The sequence below is a fragment of the Klebsiella sp. 64 genome (genome assembly GCF_018223915.1).
GTDB classification, from domain to species: Bacteria; Pseudomonadota; Gammaproteobacteria; order Enterobacterales; family Enterobacteriaceae; genus Klebsiella; species Klebsiella pneumoniae.
Genome location: NZ_JAGRQZ010000019.1, coordinates 34,464 through 51,312 on the forward strand (window position 1 = coordinate 34,464; position 16,849 = coordinate 51,312).

General features: G+C 61.4%; 14 protein-coding genes. 8 read left to right on the forward strand and 6 right to left on the reverse strand.

What is annotated here, in order from left to right:
- Positions 1-164: 164 nt before the first annotated feature.
- Positions 165-1,649, reverse strand: a complete 1,485-nt coding sequence (locus tag KHQ23_RS14830; protein WP_004178887.1) for an aldehyde dehydrogenase family protein — start codon at positions 1,647-1,649, stop codon at positions 165-167.
- A 158-nt stretch (positions 1,650-1,807) separates the two neighbouring features.
- Between KHQ23_RS14830 and KHQ23_RS14835 the strand changes: the two genes are divergently transcribed.
- The 4 genes from KHQ23_RS14835 (at position 1,808) to KHQ23_RS14850 (ending at position 5,935) form a co-directional block, all read left to right on the forward strand.
- Positions 1,808-3,109 (forward strand): FAD-binding oxidoreductase, encoded by a 1,302-nt coding sequence (locus KHQ23_RS14835; RefSeq protein WP_004176990.1) that lies wholly within the window; start codon positions 1,808-1,810, stop codon positions 3,107-3,109.
- A 13-nt stretch (positions 3,110-3,122) separates the two neighbouring features.
- Positions 3,123-3,488: a cupin domain-containing protein gene (locus tag KHQ23_RS14840; RefSeq protein WP_002892824.1), complete on the forward strand. Its 366-nt coding sequence runs from the start codon at positions 3,123-3,125 to the stop codon at positions 3,486-3,488.
- Positions 3,489-3,864: 376 nt separating this feature from the next.
- On the forward strand, positions 3,865-5,364 hold the full coding sequence (locus KHQ23_RS14845) for an APC family permease (RefSeq protein WP_002892820.1): 1,500 nt from the start codon (positions 3,865-3,867) through the stop codon (positions 5,362-5,364).
- Complete coding sequence (locus tag KHQ23_RS14850) at positions 5,342-5,935, forward strand: DUF3156 family protein (protein WP_032434162.1); 594 nt, start codon at positions 5,342-5,344, stop codon at positions 5,933-5,935. The genes KHQ23_RS14845 and KHQ23_RS14850 overlap by 23 nt, the downstream gene beginning before the upstream one ends.
- 6 nt (positions 5,936-5,941) lie before the next feature.
- On the opposite strand, the gene KHQ23_RS14855 is transcribed toward KHQ23_RS14850, so the two are convergent.
- From KHQ23_RS14855 to KHQ23_RS14865, 3 genes are all read right to left on the reverse strand, one after another.
- On the reverse strand, positions 5,942-7,057 hold the full coding sequence (locus tag KHQ23_RS14855) for a class II histone deacetylase (RefSeq protein WP_073553729.1): 1,116 nt from the start codon (positions 7,055-7,057) through the stop codon (positions 5,942-5,944).
- Positions 7,058-7,073: 16 nt separating this feature from the next.
- Positions 7,074-8,237 (reverse strand): MFS transporter, encoded by a 1,164-nt coding sequence (locus KHQ23_RS14860; RefSeq protein WP_032434161.1) that lies wholly within the window; start codon positions 8,235-8,237, stop codon positions 7,074-7,076.
- 117 nt (positions 8,238-8,354) lie between these two features.
- Positions 8,355-9,038 carry a LuxR family transcriptional regulator gene (locus KHQ23_RS14865; RefSeq protein ID WP_002892774.1) on the reverse strand — a complete coding sequence of 228 codons (684 nt, stop codon included), beginning with the start codon at positions 9,036-9,038 and terminating at the stop codon, positions 8,355-8,357.
- A gap of 425 nt (positions 9,039-9,463) precedes the next feature.
- Here KHQ23_RS14865 and KHQ23_RS14870 point away from each other — a divergent pair, with 425 nt between their 5' ends.
- The 4 genes from KHQ23_RS14870 to KHQ23_RS14885 all read left to right on the forward strand — a co-directional run bounded on the left by KHQ23_RS14870 (position 9,464) and on the right by KHQ23_RS14885 (position 14,110).
- Positions 9,464-10,651: an anaerobic sulfatase maturase gene (locus KHQ23_RS14870; protein ID WP_032434160.1), complete on the forward strand. Its 1,188-nt coding sequence runs from the start codon at positions 9,464-9,466 to the stop codon at positions 10,649-10,651.
- 44 nt (positions 10,652-10,695) lie between these two features.
- Positions 10,696-12,429: an arylsulfatase gene (locus KHQ23_RS14875; RefSeq protein WP_004893684.1), complete on the forward strand. Its 1,734-nt coding sequence runs from the start codon at positions 10,696-10,698 to the stop codon at positions 12,427-12,429.
- A gap of 87 nt (positions 12,430-12,516) precedes the next feature.
- Positions 12,517-13,293, forward strand: a complete 777-nt coding sequence (locus KHQ23_RS14880) for an SDR family NAD(P)-dependent oxidoreductase (protein WP_032434159.1) — start codon at positions 12,517-12,519, stop codon at positions 13,291-13,293.
- A 25-nt stretch (positions 13,294-13,318) separates the two neighbouring features.
- Positions 13,319-14,110 carry a MoaF C-terminal domain-containing protein gene (locus tag KHQ23_RS14885; protein WP_004151806.1) on the forward strand — a complete coding sequence of 264 codons (792 nt, stop codon included), beginning with the start codon at positions 13,319-13,321 and terminating at the stop codon, positions 14,108-14,110.
- 872 nt (positions 14,111-14,982) lie between these two features.
- On the opposite strand, the gene KHQ23_RS14890 is transcribed toward KHQ23_RS14885, so the two are convergent.
- Positions 14,983-15,936 (reverse strand): aldo/keto reductase, encoded by a 954-nt coding sequence (locus tag KHQ23_RS14890; protein WP_004147443.1) that lies wholly within the window; start codon positions 15,934-15,936, stop codon positions 14,983-14,985.
- Positions 15,937-16,064: 128 nt separating this feature from the next.
- On the reverse strand, positions 16,065-16,841 hold the full coding sequence (locus KHQ23_RS14895; RefSeq protein ID WP_002892707.1) for an ABC transporter substrate-binding protein: 777 nt from the start codon (positions 16,839-16,841) through the stop codon (positions 16,065-16,067).
- Positions 16,842-16,849: the final 8 nt, after the last annotated feature.

A 16,849-nucleotide genomic window follows, 5' to 3' on the forward strand; every position in this document is an offset into this window, starting at 1 on the left:
TTTTACGGCAATGGCGGATTAGGAGGGGAAGAAAGGATCCGTGACGGGAAAAGCGTCCCGGAAGCGATGCCGTGCACCGCCCGGGTTGCGGGCCAGAAGGCACACAATGTGTTGCCTATCTGGCGCAAAGCGACACATGACAGCGCTATGTCGCTGAACGGCGATTAATAGCGCACCATCACCGACTTCAGCTCCGTATAATCATCGATAAACGCGCTGCCGAATTCGCGCCCGATGCCCGAGCCCTTCATGCCGCCGAACGGTACCGCCGGGTCGAGGAAGGTATGCATATTGACCCATACGATGCCGGCCTCAATCGCCTCCGAGTAGCGTAGCGCCTGACGAATATTATCCGACCAGACGCTGGCCGCCAGGCCATACGGTGAGGCATTCATCCGCGCCAGCGCCTCTTCTTCACTGCGATAGCCGATAAAACTGCACACCGGACCGAAGGTCTCCTCCCGCATCAGGGTGCTCTCTTCGCTGCGCACTTTGACCGCGGTCGGCTGCAGGAAATAGCCCTCCCCCGGCAGCGCTTCGCCGCCGCAGACGATGGTATCGCCCTCGTCGCGGGCGGTCTGAATGAGCCGCAAAACTTTGTCATACTGCTGGCGGTTGGCCAGCGGCCCCATCAGCGTCCGTTCATCCAGCGGCGACCCCGGCGCAAAAGCGCTGAGCTTGTCTTTCAGCAGCGCCAGTACCGCATCCAGTTTTCCCTGCGGCAGATAAAAACGTTCCGCAGCGGCGCAAATCTGCCCCTGGTTCAGGTAGCCAGCTTCAATAATGCCGTTGACCATCGCCTCCGGCGTCAGGTCATCGAGGAACAGCGCGGCGTTTTTCCCCCCCAGCTCAAGGGTCACCCGTTTACCTGACGCACTGGCCGACTGCTGGACTTTTTCACCGGTGGCCACCGAGCCGGTGAAGCTCACCTTGGCGCAGGCCGGATGCGTAATCAGCCGCTGGGCAATCTCGCCGCCGGCGCCGTTGACCACGTTAATCACCCCATCCGGGATACCCACCGCTTTTGCCAGCTCCGCCACGCGCAGCAGCGTCAGCGGCGTATATTCGCTCGGCTTGAGGACGATGGTGCAGCCGCAGACCAGGGCCGCCGCCAGCTTCCAGATGGCAATCATGATGGAGAAGTTCCACGGCACGATGCCAACCACCACCCCAAGCGGCTGGCGGCGGGTAAAGGCGGTATATTTCTCCCCGGCCATCGATGGCAGCGAGACATCCAGCGTTTCACCGGTGACTTTCCCCGCCCAGCCGGCGAAGTAGCGCAGGAACGCCACCGACTGGTCCAGCTCGAGCATCCGCGCCAGCGTGATAGTTTTGCCGGAACAGAGACTTTCCAGCTGCGCCAGCGCTTCGCGATGCTCTGCCAGCGTGTCCGCCAGCTTCAGCAGCAGCGCGCCGCGCGCCAGCGTCGGCATCTCGCGCCACTGACTAAACGCCTGGCGGGCGCTCTCCATAGCGCGATCCGCCTGGTCACTATCCGCCGCGGTGACCTCGGCAATCGCCCGCCCGGTCGCCGGGTTGATCACCGCGAACGGCGCGCCGCGGCCCGCCTCACGTTGACCGGCAATAAACTGCCCGTGCGGCTGGCGTAAGAAGGCGGTCACTTCCGCCAGTAAGGTTATCTCGCTCATCGTCAGCACCCGTTTTTCAGCAAAGTTAACCCATCACAGCACGGCTTCCCGCCGCAGCCTATCGTTCTAAAGAACGTCATTCTTCCGGACGATATTCAACGCCCGCGCGGCGTGCTGTGATGAGGGTCTTGAGCCAGGCAAGACCACAGGGTAACGCGATGAACATCAAGATCGATGCGCTGAACTACTACGGCGCGACGAAGAAATATCACCTCCATTTCCCGGCGCTACGGGAAGATATTGAAGCCGATGTGGTAATTATCGGCGGCGGCTTCTCTGGCATTAACACCGCCCTTGAGCTGGCGGAACAGGGGATCACCAACGTGGTAGTGCTGGAGGCGCGCCATCTCGGCTACGGCGGCACCGGGCGCAACGGCGGCCAGGTGATGGCCGGTATCGGCCACGATATCGAAGCGGTAAAAAAGCACGTCGGCAAAGAGGGGCTGGAGACGCTGTTTAAAATCGCCAACCTCGGCGCGGGCATCATTCGCGAACGCATCCGCAAATACAACATCGACGCCGATTTCGTGCCCGGCTACGGCTATCTCGCCTATAACCAGCGACAGCTTAAAACGCTGCGCCAGTGGGAGAAGGAGTTTAAAGCCGCTACCCCGGATGAAGAGATCGAACTGTATACCGGAAAAGAGGTGCAGCAGGTGGTGGGCTCCGAGGTCTACTGCGGCGCGCTGAAACATATGGGCGGCGGCCAGATCCATTCACTCAATATGCTGCTCGGTTCGGCGCAGGCCGCCCACTCGCTGGGGGTGAAGATTTTCGAATCCTCGCCGGTGGTGGAAGTGAATTACGGCAAACAGGTGCGGGTACGCACCGCGATGGGCAGCGTCAAAGCCGCCAAACTGCTGTGGGCCTGCGACAGCTTCCTCAACAATATGGAGCCGGAGATCTACAACAAGACGCTGGTCACTTACTCCTACCAGGTGTCGACCGAGCCGCTCTCCGATGAACTGATCGAGCGCATCAGCCCGCTGCGCGGCGCCTTCAGCGATATTCGCCCGGTAATTAACTACTACCGCGTCACCCGGGAAAACCGCCTGCTGTTCGGCAGCGCCACCCGCTTTGTGGAGTATACGCCGAACGATTTCGCCGCCTGGAACCGCACCTTGCTGGCGGAGGTCTTCCCCTATCTCAGGGATGTGAAGATCGATTTTGCGTGGGGCGGGCCGATGGCCTGTAGCGCCAACCTGTTCCCGCAGATCGGCACCTTACGCGACCATAACAACGTCTTTTACGTCCAGGGGTACTCCGGCTTCGGCGTCACCCCGTCGCACATCGTGTGCAAAATCCTCGCCGAAGGGATCAACGGCGGTTCCGACCGCTATCGCCTGCTGAGCAGCATCCCCCACGCGACCATCCACGGTCGTGACAGTCTGCGCTTGCTATTAGTCACGGCCGGAAAACTGATGCATCAAACCGCCGGTTTCTGGAAAGGCCGGAGTTAACCAGGAGAACGCTATGCACGCTTTTAAACTTAAACACCCGGTACCTGATCTGCAGCCGATCGGCAGCGTCAGCCTGCTCGGCGCGACGCCGACCGCCGGCGACCCGCAGGTAGCGGGCGCGATGATCTACGGCGAGCCGCAGGACGCCTTTACCTGCGGACTGTTTTCGTCCACTGAGGGGAGCTTTACCATGACCTATCCGTTTACCGAGCACGCCACCGTGCTGGAGGGCGAAGTGGAGCTGACCGTCGCCGGCGGCGAGCCGCAGCGCTTTGCGCCGGGCGACAGCTGGTTTGTTAAACAGGGCACCGAAGTGGAGTGGAAAATTCTGACGCCGCGCTTTGTGAAGCACTACCTGGCGAACGTCGAGACCCGCTAACAAACTGATAATGCCCGGCGGCGCATTACGCCTTCTCCGGGCTACCAAATCGCACAGCGCTGTAGCCCCGGTAAGCGGCAGCGCCCACGGGGGGGGGTTGAGGCCAAATTAAAGGCAGGCCGCACGGACCGTAGGCCGGGTAAGGCGCAGCCGCCACCCGGCAGAAACAGGCGCAATGTGACAGGACGGATGGCCCCGGTTTTCGGGGTCATATTGTTTATCCGCCGCGACATTCATCGACTGCGTCACAGAATCATGCGCCGCCCTCCACCTTCCGGACGATATTCGTTGAGCAGGATGCCCGCCTAAATTATGACTATCCGGGAGTGGCGCTGGCTATTCCCTGCCCTACCCCATTATTGTGCAGAGGTTGACTATGTTTAGTAACAGACTCGCCAGCCATCTTGAGCGCGGCGTCGTCGGCTTCCCGACCACCCTCGCCAGCTCCGTCGGGCTGATCATGGCCAGCCCGGTGATCCTGACGGTCACCAGCGGCTTCGGCATGGGCGGCGATACCTTCGCGCTGGCGGTGCTGCTGGCCTTTATTATGATGCAGGCGCAGGTCACCACCTTTGCCGAGGCGGCGACGCTCATTCCCACCACCGGTTCGGTGTACGACTATATCTCCTGCGGCATGGGCCGCTTCTTCGCTATCACCGGCGCGCTGTGCGCCTATCTGATCGTCCATATCTTCGCCGGGACGGCGGAGACGATCCTGGCGGGCATTATGGCGCTGGTGAACTTCGAGTCGATTAACGCCCAGATGGCCGCCCACCAGAATACCTGGATGGTGGGCGTCGGCATGGTGGTGATTTTCGGCTTGCTCAACGCCATCGGCGTGGAAATCTTCGGCAAGGTCGAAGTGGTGCTGACCTTCGGCATGTGGACCACGCTGACCATTTTCGGCCTGTGCGGCATTTTTATGGCGCCGGTGACTCATCTTTCCGGCTGGTTCGGCACGCCGCTGAACGTTAGCGATATCAACGGCCTGTTCGGCTATATCGGCATGGCGATGTTTATGTTCGTCGGTTGCGAACTGGTGACGCCGATGGCGCCGGAGATCAAACAGGCCCACCGCACCATACCGCGGGCGATGGCGCTGGGCCTGCTGGGGGTCGCCAGCTGCATGTTTATCTACGGCGCGGCGATCAACCGCCAGGTGGAGAATACCGTGCTCGACGCGGCCAACAACGTCCATCTGCTGGATACACCGATGGCGATCCCGGCCTTCGCCGAACGGGTGATGGGCCACGCCGGCCAGTACTGGCTGGGGGTCGGGCTACTGTTGGCCGGCTGCGCCACCATCAATACGCTGATGGCCGCCGTGCCGCGTATTATCTACGGCATGGCGCTGGACGGCGCGCTGCCCCGTTTCCTGACCTGGCTGCATCCGCGCTTTAAGACGCCGGTGATCGCCATTGCCATCGGGGTGGCGATCCCCTGCCTGCACGCCTGGTATCTGAACGGCGATCTGGACCGCATCGTGCCGCTGATCCTCGCCGCGGTCTGCGCCTGGGGCGTCGCCTATCTGCTGGTTACTCTGTCGGTGGTGATGCTGCGCATTCGCCGCCCGGACCTGCCGCGCGCCTACCGCTCGCCGTGGTTCCCGCTGCCGCAGATTATCTCCAGCGTCGGGATCATCATCGCTATCGTCAATATCACGCCGCCCGGGATGGACAGCCGCCAGGTGCTGGTGCCGTTCGGCATAATGCTCGGCCTGACCGCCGCTTACGCCCTGTTCTGGACGGTGTGCGTGCAGCGCGTCAATCCGTTCAAGCCGCTGGTAGTGGAAGAGGTGGTGGAGCGCGCCATCAACAATTATGAAAAACAGACCCGCGGGGAGATGACGCCAGATGTCCTCCGTCCCCTGGTTTGAAACGCCGTTAATGAACGCGGTGCAGCGCGATCTGGCGGGCTGGCCCAGCGAAAAGCTGAGCGAACGCAGCGCGCTGCTGCGCTTGAACGACGCCATCGCCGTCACCTTCAGCGTGCGTCAGAAGCGGCTGTTTATGGCCAGCATTCACAGCTGCGAGTTTGTCGTCGAGGGGCCGGTGACCCGGCCCGCTCGCGGCAAGATCCGCGCCCACCAATCCGGCTGGCTAAAACGCCTGCCAATCCGCTTTATCGGCAGTAAAGAGAGCGCGGAACTCGCTGGCTATCTCAACGGTTTTCCTAATCTCCAGCAGACCTTAAGCGAGCTGGACTACCGCCGCTTTTCGTTGACCTTTGACGATAGCGGCTGGCGCTGCGGCATTGAACCCTGGGCCGCCAGCGAAGTGGTCTGTAAAATGCCGCCGCTGCGCCGTTATCTGCGGCTGGAAGCCCAGCAGCGGATGCTGCTGCTCAGCGTGCTGGCGATGATTAATCAGGCGGTAAGTCAGTGGATGCGCGGTGAAATCGCAGAAGAGAAAGCATTGACTTCCCCGCCATCACCGCGGGGAAGCTGAGGTGGTTTATAGCAAACCAAACTGCTGCGCCAGCCGATCGATGGCCTGGCGCTGGAACTGCGCGAACGTGGCGCGCGGCTGCTGCTGTTGAATAAATTCCAGCAGCGGATCCTGGACCTCAGTGCGGATGCCGCTCAGGGCTTCCATCACCGCCAGGCCGCAGAACGGCACGTAGGATTCGGCGTAGCCGCCCTCGTGCACCATCACCAGTTTCCCGCCGCACAGGCGATCCGCCGCCTGCTGGACCTGTTCGGTCATCGCCCGGAAGCTATCGCTGTGCAGCTGCATCCGCGCTAATGGATCCATGGCGTTGGCGTCATAGCCGCAGGCGATAATAATCAGCTCCGGCTCAAAACGCGCCAGCGCCGGAATAACGATAGTTTCCAGCGCATAGCGCCAGCTGTCATCCCCCGCCCCGGCCAACAGCGGAATATTGATGTTGTAACCTTCGCCCGCGCCCACGCCGCGATCGTCCTCGCCGGCGTAGCCCGGCGGGAAGCAGCCGTCCTGATGCAAGGAGATAGTCAGTACATCGTCGCGCTGCAGGTAGATATGCTGGGTGCCGTTGCCGTGGTGAACATCCCAGTCAATGATCGCCACCTTGCCCAGCCCCAGCTGCGCTTTCGCTCGCTCGACGGCAATGGGAATATTGGCGAGGAAACAAAATCCCATCGACTGGTCCGGCAGGCAGTGGTGTCCGGGCGGGCGCGACAGCGAATAGGCGTTATCCAGCTCCCCCTTCAGCACCGCTTCCACCGCCGCACAGGCCAGCCCGGCGGAAAGACAGGCGATTTCATAACTGCCCGGCCCCAGCGGCGCCTCTTTGCCGAGCATGCCGCCGCCGTTATCGCTTATCGCCTTGAAGCGCTCCAGATAGCTGTCGGGGTGGATCCGCCGCAGGTCCTCAAGGCTCGCCGGCGCCGCGCTGCGCAGCGCCAGCTGCGGCGTCAGCCCGGAGACATCCATCAGGTTTTTCATCCGCCGTTTGGTCTCTGGCGATTCAGCATGACCGCCGCCGGCGGGCGGCTGTACCCACCCGCCCACCGGCAGCGTCACCGCGTGCAGACCGGTACTGTGCCGGAAACAACGTTCATCAAAGAAGAAACCGGTTTTTCTTTTCACTCTATCCTCCCGTGGGCTAAGCCTTCCCGGCGGCGGACGCCGCCACAATTAAAATCAGTGACAGCAGCGCGCAGACGCCTGCCGCCGCCAGCAGCGGGTCGGCGCTGGCGAAGTGTTGCAGTAAGGCCCCCGCAAGCGCCGGGCCAGCCGCCATGCCGCCGCCGATCACCAGATTGATGCTGTTCATTAGCCGACCGCTGTTATCGAGCCCGGCCACGCGGGCGAGAATAAAGGGCAGCACGAAGGTCCAGGTGAACTTAAACAGCAGCGCCGCGATGGCGTAACGCACCAGCAGCGGCTGGCCGATCAGCAGCCCAACGCTGACGATCAACAGGCCGTAGCCCAGCCACACCGGTAAACGATCGGCCCGCCGGGTGCCGCGCAGGGCCGCGCCGCCGGCGCCGATAATGCCGCAAACCGTCGCCGCCGCCAGCACCAGACCGACCTGCGTCGGGCTCAGCCCCGCCGCGCTGCCGATGGTGCCGATAAAGGTCCACACGGCGCTGAGGCTGATATAGAAAGTGAGCACCGCCAGCGCCTGACGCCACAGCGCCGTCGACGGCTGCTGGCGGGAGACTGAAAGCGGTTGAAAGCGCGGAGGGAAAGCGGATACCAGCGGCAAACAGCAGAGCATGATGGCGGCGAGGATCAGATACACCACCTTCAGGCCAAAGGTCGCGAACAGGCCGGGCAGCGCCAGCAGGCCAAGCATCCCTAACAGCAGTTGCCCGAGCACCCAGAAGGCGTAGACCCGCGACGGGTTCGGCGTTCCGGCCGCGCAGCTGATGCACAAAATCATCAACGTGCCGCCCGCCAGCGAGGCGATAAAGCGCGCCGCCAGCAGCGTCTCGTACTGGGTGACCACCGCCGAGGCGAGGTTGGCGGCCAGAAACACCACCCCGGCCGTCAGGGCAACCCGCCGCCAGTCGAGGCGGCTCATCCACCACCACGCCGGGAGCGTCGCCAGGCTCATCGCCCCCAGCTCCGCTGAGAACAGCCAGCCGATCTGCCCGGGTTTTAGCTGCCATTCGCTGGCCAGCTGCGCCGCCACCGCCGGCGCGGTCATCAGAATACCCGGCGCAATAGCGGCAAAAATCACGATCGCCGCCAGCAAACGCAGGGACACCATCAGCCCGGCGGGCCGGGAAAGCGCATTATCAGTGAGAGGTGTACTCGACATCGTAGGGCGTGCTCCGGTCAAAAAAGCCTCCCCCCGGAGGATCCTCCAGGGAGTGATACCCACAGGCATCAGGAAAACGCCGTGCTGCCACGGCGCGCGCGGGATGCGAAAGTCAGATTACAGATGCAGCGTACGCTGAGCGGCCGGCATCCAGGTTCGGGAAACCAGTTCGGTACGATTGACCACTTCGGTCTTGGCGAAAATATTGCGCAGGTGCGTTTTTACCGTCGAGAGCGAGATATCCAGCTGGCGGGCAATCAGCTTATTGCTGGCGCCTTCGCGCACCATGCCGACGATTTCCCGCTCTTTCGCCGTCAGGATGGCGGGCAGATCATCTTCTTCCTGCAGGCAGTCGCGAATGGCCAGCTCTACCAGCGGCAGCACCGCCTGGGCCCGCTGGCGCTCTTCGCTGGAGAAAGGCACGTCGCGCATCAGCGAGATACCGGCGACGATCCGCCGCTCGCGGCGGATAAAGATCTCGGTCATGTCGCGCACGTTATTCGGCAACATAAATTCATGATAGTAATGCCGGTTGCGGTCGCAGAGCCGCGGCGTCATCGCCGCCACGGTGGTGTTCTGGTGGCTAAAGTGCGACGGCAGAAGCGGATCCAGCGGCTGGAAGTTTTCCAGATATTGTTGGTGCGTATTATCGGAAATATTATGCAATATATAGTTTTCGGGTTTTAAACGATTATTTACTCGATAAAACACCGCTGAAGTTAGTGGAATTAACTGGGAAATAGTCTGTAAACAACGGGCTATTATCGCATCATTACGGCTGGCTTTTAACAAAGCAGACATGATAGGGCCTCCCCGTCGAGATGATGGTACATGACACATGGATGACTACTGATAATTGAAGCATACATTTCACATTTAAGTAACACAATCATTAACATATTAACAATGTGATAGCCGTTACAAAATTTTCAGCAATACACTGTTATATAAAGCATTTAAAAAACACCCCGGCCATGCTTTACGATAGCGGCGTTAAAACATAAACAAATAAGATTAACACCCGGCGTACCTGCCCCTGGTGATAAAAAAACCCTATTCCCGACGCGTGATTCTCATCCTAAAGAACGATGGATTTTTGTTTTTTTTCACTTATACCCTTAACAGGATGCAATTAATTTTCGCCGCGGCTTAATCATGTGATTACGCCAGACCCGCTGTTGCCAAAATAATATCAACAGCACCGGTCATTAACCGAGGATAAGCCGATGCTGAATATCGCCGCCCTGCGCCAGCAGCAAATTCCGCTGGCCGCTGAGCCGCGCTCGCCGGTGCCGTTTCATATTCTGATGAAGCCGATTGGCCCCGCCTGCAATCTCGCCTGCCGCTATTGCTATTACCCGCAGGACGAAACGCCGGTCAACAAGATGGATGACGCGCGGCTGGAGCAGTTTATCCGCCGCTATATTGCCGCCCAGCCCGCCGGCGCGCGGGAAATCAACTTTGTCTGGCAGGGGGGCGAGCCGCTGCTGGCCGGCCTGAGCTTCTACAAAAAAGCGCTCGCCCTGCAGGAGCGCTATGCCCCCGACGGCGTGACTATCAGCAACAGCCTGCAGACCAACGGGACGCTGATCAACGACGCATGGTGCCGACTGTTCCGCGAACATGGCTTTATTATCGGGTTGAGCCTCGAAGGCAACGAAGCGCTGCAGGACTACCATCGTCCGGATAAACGCGGCCGGTCGACCTGGTCGGCGGCGCTGCGCGGCATTGACCTGCTCCATCAGCATCAGGTGGACTTTAATCTGCTGGTGGTGGTGCATAACGAGATGGCGGCCCACGCGGCGGCGATTTATGACCGGCTGGTCAGCCTCGGCGCGCGCTATCTGCAGTTTCAGCCGCTGATGAGCGAAGGCGCGGCCCTGCGCGAAGGATACCAGCTCAGCGCCGATAACTGGGGACGTTTTATGGTCGGCATCTGGCGACAGTGGCGGAAGCGCTGCGATAGAGGGCGGGTGTTCGTTATCAATATCGAACAGGCGTGGGCGCAGTATTTCACTCATACCAGCGGCAGCTGCGTGCACAGCGCCCGCTGCGGCAGCAACCTGGTGATGGAGCCCGACGGACAGCTCTACGCCTGCGACCACCTGATCAACGCCGAACATCGGCTGGGCCGCCTTGACGAGCAGACGCTTGCCGCCGCGGTCGACGCCTCGGTGCAACTGCCTTTCGGTCAGCAGAAAAGTCTGCGCCGCGAATGCCAGACTTGCTCGGTAAAAATGGTCTGCCAGGGCGGCTGCCCGGCGCATCTCAACGCCGCAGGCAACAACCGCCTCTGCGGAGGCTACTACCGCTTCTTTAGCGACATCCTCGCACCATTACGCCCCTTTTCCCGCGACCTTAATGGCCTGAAGGCCTGGCGGGCCGCGTTTGTTGGGACTGCGCATACTGCGTAGCGCCTTACCCTGATGATATCCCCCTCTGAACAGGAGAGTCAGTCGTGAACAAAAAAGCCATGGCCGCGGCGGTCAGCATGATCCTCGCCGGTGGCGCGCACGCCGCGCAGCAGGAGCGTCCAAACGTCATCGTGATTATCGCCGATGATATGGGCTACTCGGACATCAGCCCCTTTGGCGGCGAGATCCCCACCCCCAACCTGCAGGCGATGGCCGAGCAGGGAATGCGCATGAGCCAGTATTACACCTCGCCGATGTCGGCCCCGGCGCGCTCAATGCTGCTCACCGGCAACAGTAACCAGCAGGCTGGGATGGGCGGCATGTGGTGGTACGACAGCACCATTGGCAAGGAGGGCTACGAGCTGCGGCTGACCGACCGCGTCACCACCATGGCCGAGCGCTTTAAAGACGCGGGGTATAACACCCTGATGGCCGGTAAATGGCACCTCGGTTTTGTTCCCGGCGCCACGCCGAAAGATCGCGGCTTTAATCACGCCTTCGCCTTTATGGGCGGCGGCACCAGCCACTTTAACGACGCGATACCGCTGGGGACCGTTGAAGCCTTCCACACCTACTACACCCGCGACGGCGAGCGCGTCTCCCTACCGGATGATTTTTACTCCAGCGAAGCCTACGCCCGCCAGATGAACAGCTGGATTAAAGCGACGCCGAAGGAACAGCCGGTCTTCGCCTGGCTGGCCTTCACCGCCCCTCATGATCCCCTGCAGGCGCCGGACGAGTGGATTAAGCGCTTCAAAGGCCAGTATGAGCAGGGTTACGCCGAGGTCTATCGCCAGCGCATCGCCCGCCTGAAAGCGCTGGGAATTATCCATGACGATACCCCGCTGCCGCATCTGGAGCTGGATAAAGAGTGGGAAGCGCTAACGCCAGAGCAGCAGAAATATACGGCGAAAGTGATGCAGGTGTATGCGGCGATGATCGCCAATATGGACGCGCAAATCGGCACCCTGATGGAGACGCTGAAACAAACCGGGCGCGATAAAAATACCCTGCTGGTCTTTTTAACCGATAACGGCGCCAACCCGGCGCAGGGTTTCTACTACGAATCTACCCCGGAATTCTGGAAGCAGTTCGATAACAGCTATGACAACGTCGGCCGCAAAGGATCATTTGTCTCCTACGGCCCCCACTGGGCCAACGTCAGCAACGCCCCCTACGCCAATTATCACAAAACCACCAGCGCCCAGGGCGGCATCAATACCGACTTTATGATCTCCGGTCCCGGGATCACCCGCCACGGTAAAATCGACGCCTCGACGATGGCGGTGTATGACGTGGCGCCGACGCTATATGAGTTCGCCGGCATCGATCCGAACAAGTCGCTGGCGAAGAAGCCGGTGTTGCCGATGATCGGCGTCAGCTTTAAGCGCTATCTCACCGGCGAAGTACAGGAGCCGCCGCGCGGCAACTACGGGGTTGAACTGCATCATCAGGCGGCATGGGTCGATGGCGAATGGAAGCTGCGACGGCTGGTGCCGCGCGGCCTCACCGCCGGCGACGCGCCGTGGCAGCTGTTTAATCTGCACGACGACCCGCTGGAGACGCATGATGTCGCGGCCGAACATCCCGATCGGGTCAAAGCCATGAGCGAGGCCTACGAGGCATTTGCTAAGCGCACCATGGTTACCAAAGCGCAGGGCAAAATGATCGACTACGTCGGCATCGACAGCAAAACCGGGCGCTATCTGGCAGTCGACCCCGCCACCATGAAGCCGGTGCCTGCGCCGCAGGCGATCCCTGTGAGCGAGATCCATTAACCACCACGGCTATCGTTCTTCCGGGCGATAGCCGGGACCTGACGCGCTTTTTAAGGTAATCGGAAACCCCATTACAGGAGAGTGCGGATGGCGAGAGTCGTGGTAATTACCGGCGGTGGAACCGGAATTGGCGCCGCCTGCGCGCGGCTGATGCGCGCCGCGGGCGACCGGGTGTTTATTACCGGACGGCGCGAAGCGCCGCTGCAGGCTGTCGCCAATGAGACCGGCGCCACGGCGCTGGTGGGCGATGCCGCCGACGGCGAGGTGTGGCGCCAGCGGCTGCTGCCGGCCATCCTCGACCAGACCGGCGGGATTGATGTCCTCATCTGCAGCGCCGGCGGGATGGGCAACAGCCCCGCCGCCGAGACCAGCGACCGCCAGTGGCGCGAGGCGCTGGACGGCAATCTCACCAGCGCCTTCGCCAGCGTTCGCGCCTGTCTGCCTTCGCTGATTGCCCGCCGCGGCAATGTGCTGTTTGTCGCCTCCATCGCCTCTCTGGCCGCCGGGCCGCAGGCCTGCGGCTACGTCACCGCCAAACACGCTTTAATCGGCCTGATGCGCTCCGTCGCCCGCGATTATGGCCCCAAGGGGGTACGCGCTAACGCCATCTGTCCCGGCTGGGTCACGACGCCGATGGCGGATGAAGAGATGCACCCGCTGATGCAGGCGGAAGGGCTGTCGCTGGCTGAGGCTTATCAGCGGGTCTGTCGCGATGTTCCGCTGCGCCGCCCCGCCAGCCCCGAGGAGATAGCCGAGGCCTGTCAGTTTCTCTGCTCTCCGCAGGCCGCCATCATCAGCGGCGCTACGCTGGTCGCCGACGGCGGGGCCAGTATCGTCGATGTTCCCACTCTGGCGTTTGCCTAACGCCCTACTCTGTTCAGGAGCCCCTATGACTTCAGAAGCCGTATTTATCCAGGTCGGCGCGCTGGCCGATGGTTTTGCGCCGCACGGTAACCTGCTGGCTACCGCCAGCCTGCCCGCCGGCGAAAACTTTACCTTTTATGTCGCCGGGAGCGAGCCGCAGCAGCTGGTTATCGAAGATGAGCAGACGCTAAGCTGGAACGGCAAGCGCGCCCCCTGGCGAGCGACCGCCCTGCGCCCGGACATTCTGTTTATCGACTTCCTTGACCCGGAGCGGGATAACGCCAGCATTAGCGCGGTATGCAACCTGACGCAGCGCAATGCCACGCTGGTATACGGCCAGCTACCGGACGAAGCCGCCGCGCGGCTGGACGCCTTCAGCCGGGTAGAACAAGGGTTGCCGCTGACCGCGGTTGAGGCCCGTTTCGTCTTCGCCCGCCTGGATGCCCAGCCGGGGCCGCTGCCGGGCTTTACCGATGCGCTCATTGGCATGCGCAATCAGTACACCTACAGCCCGACCGAGCGTTATGAACACATCTATCTCAACGACAATTTTTACGCCTGGCAGTGTCTGGACGGCGTGGAAAAGGGGCTGGCGGATGTCGATCGCTGCCACTATGTGCAGGTGGCTGAGGATCTCTATCTGTTCGTCTGGCGGGAGAAAATCATTCCCACGCTGGGGGTGATCCTCATCGATCTGCAGCAGATGCGCACTGACGGCAAGATCATGGGCTATCAGGGCAGCGATTTCGGCGCCCTCAGCAATTTTCCGGTCGGCGCCAGCGCGAAGATCCTCAACGTCACCCGCCATCAGGAATAGTAGGGCGCCGCCGGGCACGCTTTCAGGCACCGCACCCGTCATTTCGCCGGGTGGCGGCTGCGCCTTACCCGGCCTACCGGGGCCTCTCACAGGCTCACACCTCGCAGGCCCGGTAAGCGCAGCGCCACCGGGCGATGCTATCAGGCACAGAGCCGCTTTATTGCCGGGTGGCGGCTGGCGCCTTACCCGGCCTACAGGAGCCTCTCACAGGATCACACCTCGTAGGCCCGGTAAGCGCAGCGCCACCGGGCGATGCCATCAGGCACAGAGCCGCTTTATTGCCGGGGCCCTCACAGGCTCGCACCCCGTAGGCCCGGTAAACGCTGCGCCACCGGGCGATGCCATCAGGCACGGAGCCGCTTTTATGCCGGGTGGCGGCTGGCGCCTTACCCGGCCTACGGTCCGTGCGGCCTGCCGTTAATTTATTCACCATTCTTGCTGAAACTGCCGCTGTTGCGGCCTCAACATCGCTGAGACGTTCCCGGAAGGCCGGGGCAGCCCGCATGGATGCGGGCTGAGGGCCGTGTTTTGCACGGACGCTGCCTCGGCCCGACCCGAAGCCTGCAGGGATAAGTCGAAGGTACCGCGCAGCGGCGATGTTGCTGGCCGGAGCCCGGGGGTACAGGGGGCGGCGGCGACTGGCCGCCCCCTGTGCGCTCCCTGCACCATGACTGCCATAACGCAGACAATTAACCGGGAGCGCAATCGGCCCGGAAGTAACATAGAAGCTGTAGCCCTGCTAAGCGCAGCGCGGGCAGGGACATTTCCGGTTGCGCCGTTATTTTGCCGGGTGGCGGCTGGCGCCTTACCCGGCCTACGCTCCGCGTCATGTATAGCCTTCCCCCCTCTCCCCGCCGGGAAGAGGGATTGCCTCAGGCGCTGGCGCCGTCCAGCCGCGCCACTTGCTCCGCGCTCAGGCTCAGCGCCGCCGCGCGGGCAAAACTCTCCACCTGAGCCACGCTGGTGGCGCTGGCGATCGGCGCGGTCACCCCTTCGCGGCCGATCAGCCACGCCAGGGCCACCTCAGCCGGCTTCGCGCCCTGCTCGTCCGCGACCGCCGCCAGGGTATCGATAATCCGCATGCCGCGCGGATTCAGGTACTTACCAATCCCGCTTCCGCGCTGGCTCTGTGTCAGATCCGACGGCTGGCGGTACTTACCGGTTAAGAACCCCGAGGCCAGGCTGTAGTAGGTCACCACCCCGATATCGCGGCTGACGCAGAGATCGCACAGCGCGCCTTCAAACGCAGAGCGGTGGTAGAGGTTATATTCCGGCTGCAGCACCTGCCACGCAGGCAAGCCGCCCTTACGCGCCACCTCCAGCGCCCCCGCCAGCTGCATCGCATCGAGGTTAGAGGCCCCCATCGCGCGGATTTTTCCGGCCTGCTGCAGGCTGTGGAAGGCCTCCAGCGTTTCCGCCACCGGGGTTTGCGGATCCGGCCAGTGGGAGAAGTAGAGGTCGATATAATCGGTATTCAGGCGACGCAGAGAGTCGTCAACCGCCTGTTGGATCCAGGCTTTGCTGAGCCCTTTATGGCCGGGGAGGCCGAGATCGGAGCCGACTTTGGTGAAAATTTTGACTTTATCACGCATGCCGGGGCGCGCCTGTAGCCAGCGGCCGATTATGGTTTCAGATTCGCCGCCCTGGTTGCCCTCCGCCCAGCGGGAATAAACATCCGCCGTATCGATAGCGTCAAAACCGTGGTCAACGAAAGCATCAAGAAGAGCAAAACTGGTTTTTTCATCGATGGTCCAGCCAAAGACGTTGCCGCCAAAGACTAATGGGGCGATGGAAAATCCGGTTTTGCCCAAAGGACGTGTCATCATGCCGAGTACTCCTTAGCTTATATTCTGCTTCCCTCAGGTAACCACAGGGGTCAGGAGAGGAGGTCGATTGGATAATCAGAAAAGGAATCTTACGGCGGGCGCTCCACGCCCGCAGGTACACTCTGACATTATGTCCCGGAATAAACATCAAAGCTAAAATATTTGCCAGCTAATTTTTTATAGGTGCCGTCGGCAAGAATCTTCGCAATCGCGCCGTTAATTTCCTGACGCAGCGCCTCATCGTCTTTACGCAAACCTATCGCCGCCCCGGCGCCAAACAGCGTATCGTCCTGCAGATGGCCGCCGACAAAGGCGAATTCCTTACCCTGCGGCTGCTGCAGGAAGCTGTAGTCGGCCATCATCCCGGAGAGCACCGCGCCGTCGATGCGCCCCGACTCCAGGTCACGCACCACGCTATCGGCCCCCTGGTAGGCCACAATGTTTATCCCCTGCGGCCGCCAGTGCTGGTTAACATACGTCTCCTGCGCCGAGCCCTGCTCCACGCCGATGGTTTTGCCCTTCAGCTGTTCCGGCGTATTGCCTTGCAGGGTATTTTTACGCGCCACGAGGAACACCGGTCCGTTATACAACTTGTCGCTAAAGGCAATCTGCGCTTTGCGCTTCTCGGTCATGTACATCCCGGAAAGGATCGCGTCGAATTTACGCGCCTTCAGCGCCGGGATAATGCCGTCGAAATTGCTTTCCACCCACACGCATTTCGCCTGCAGCTGCTGACAAATGGCGTTGCCTAAATCGATATCAAACCCCGCCAGCTTGCCCTGCGGATCTTTCCATTCAAACGGCGCGAAAGTCGGGTCGACGCCGAAGCGGATCTCCTTTCCCCCTTCGGCCAGCGCCGACGTCGACGCCATTAATGCCAGCCATAGCAACAGTGATTTTTTCATTCGCGTTC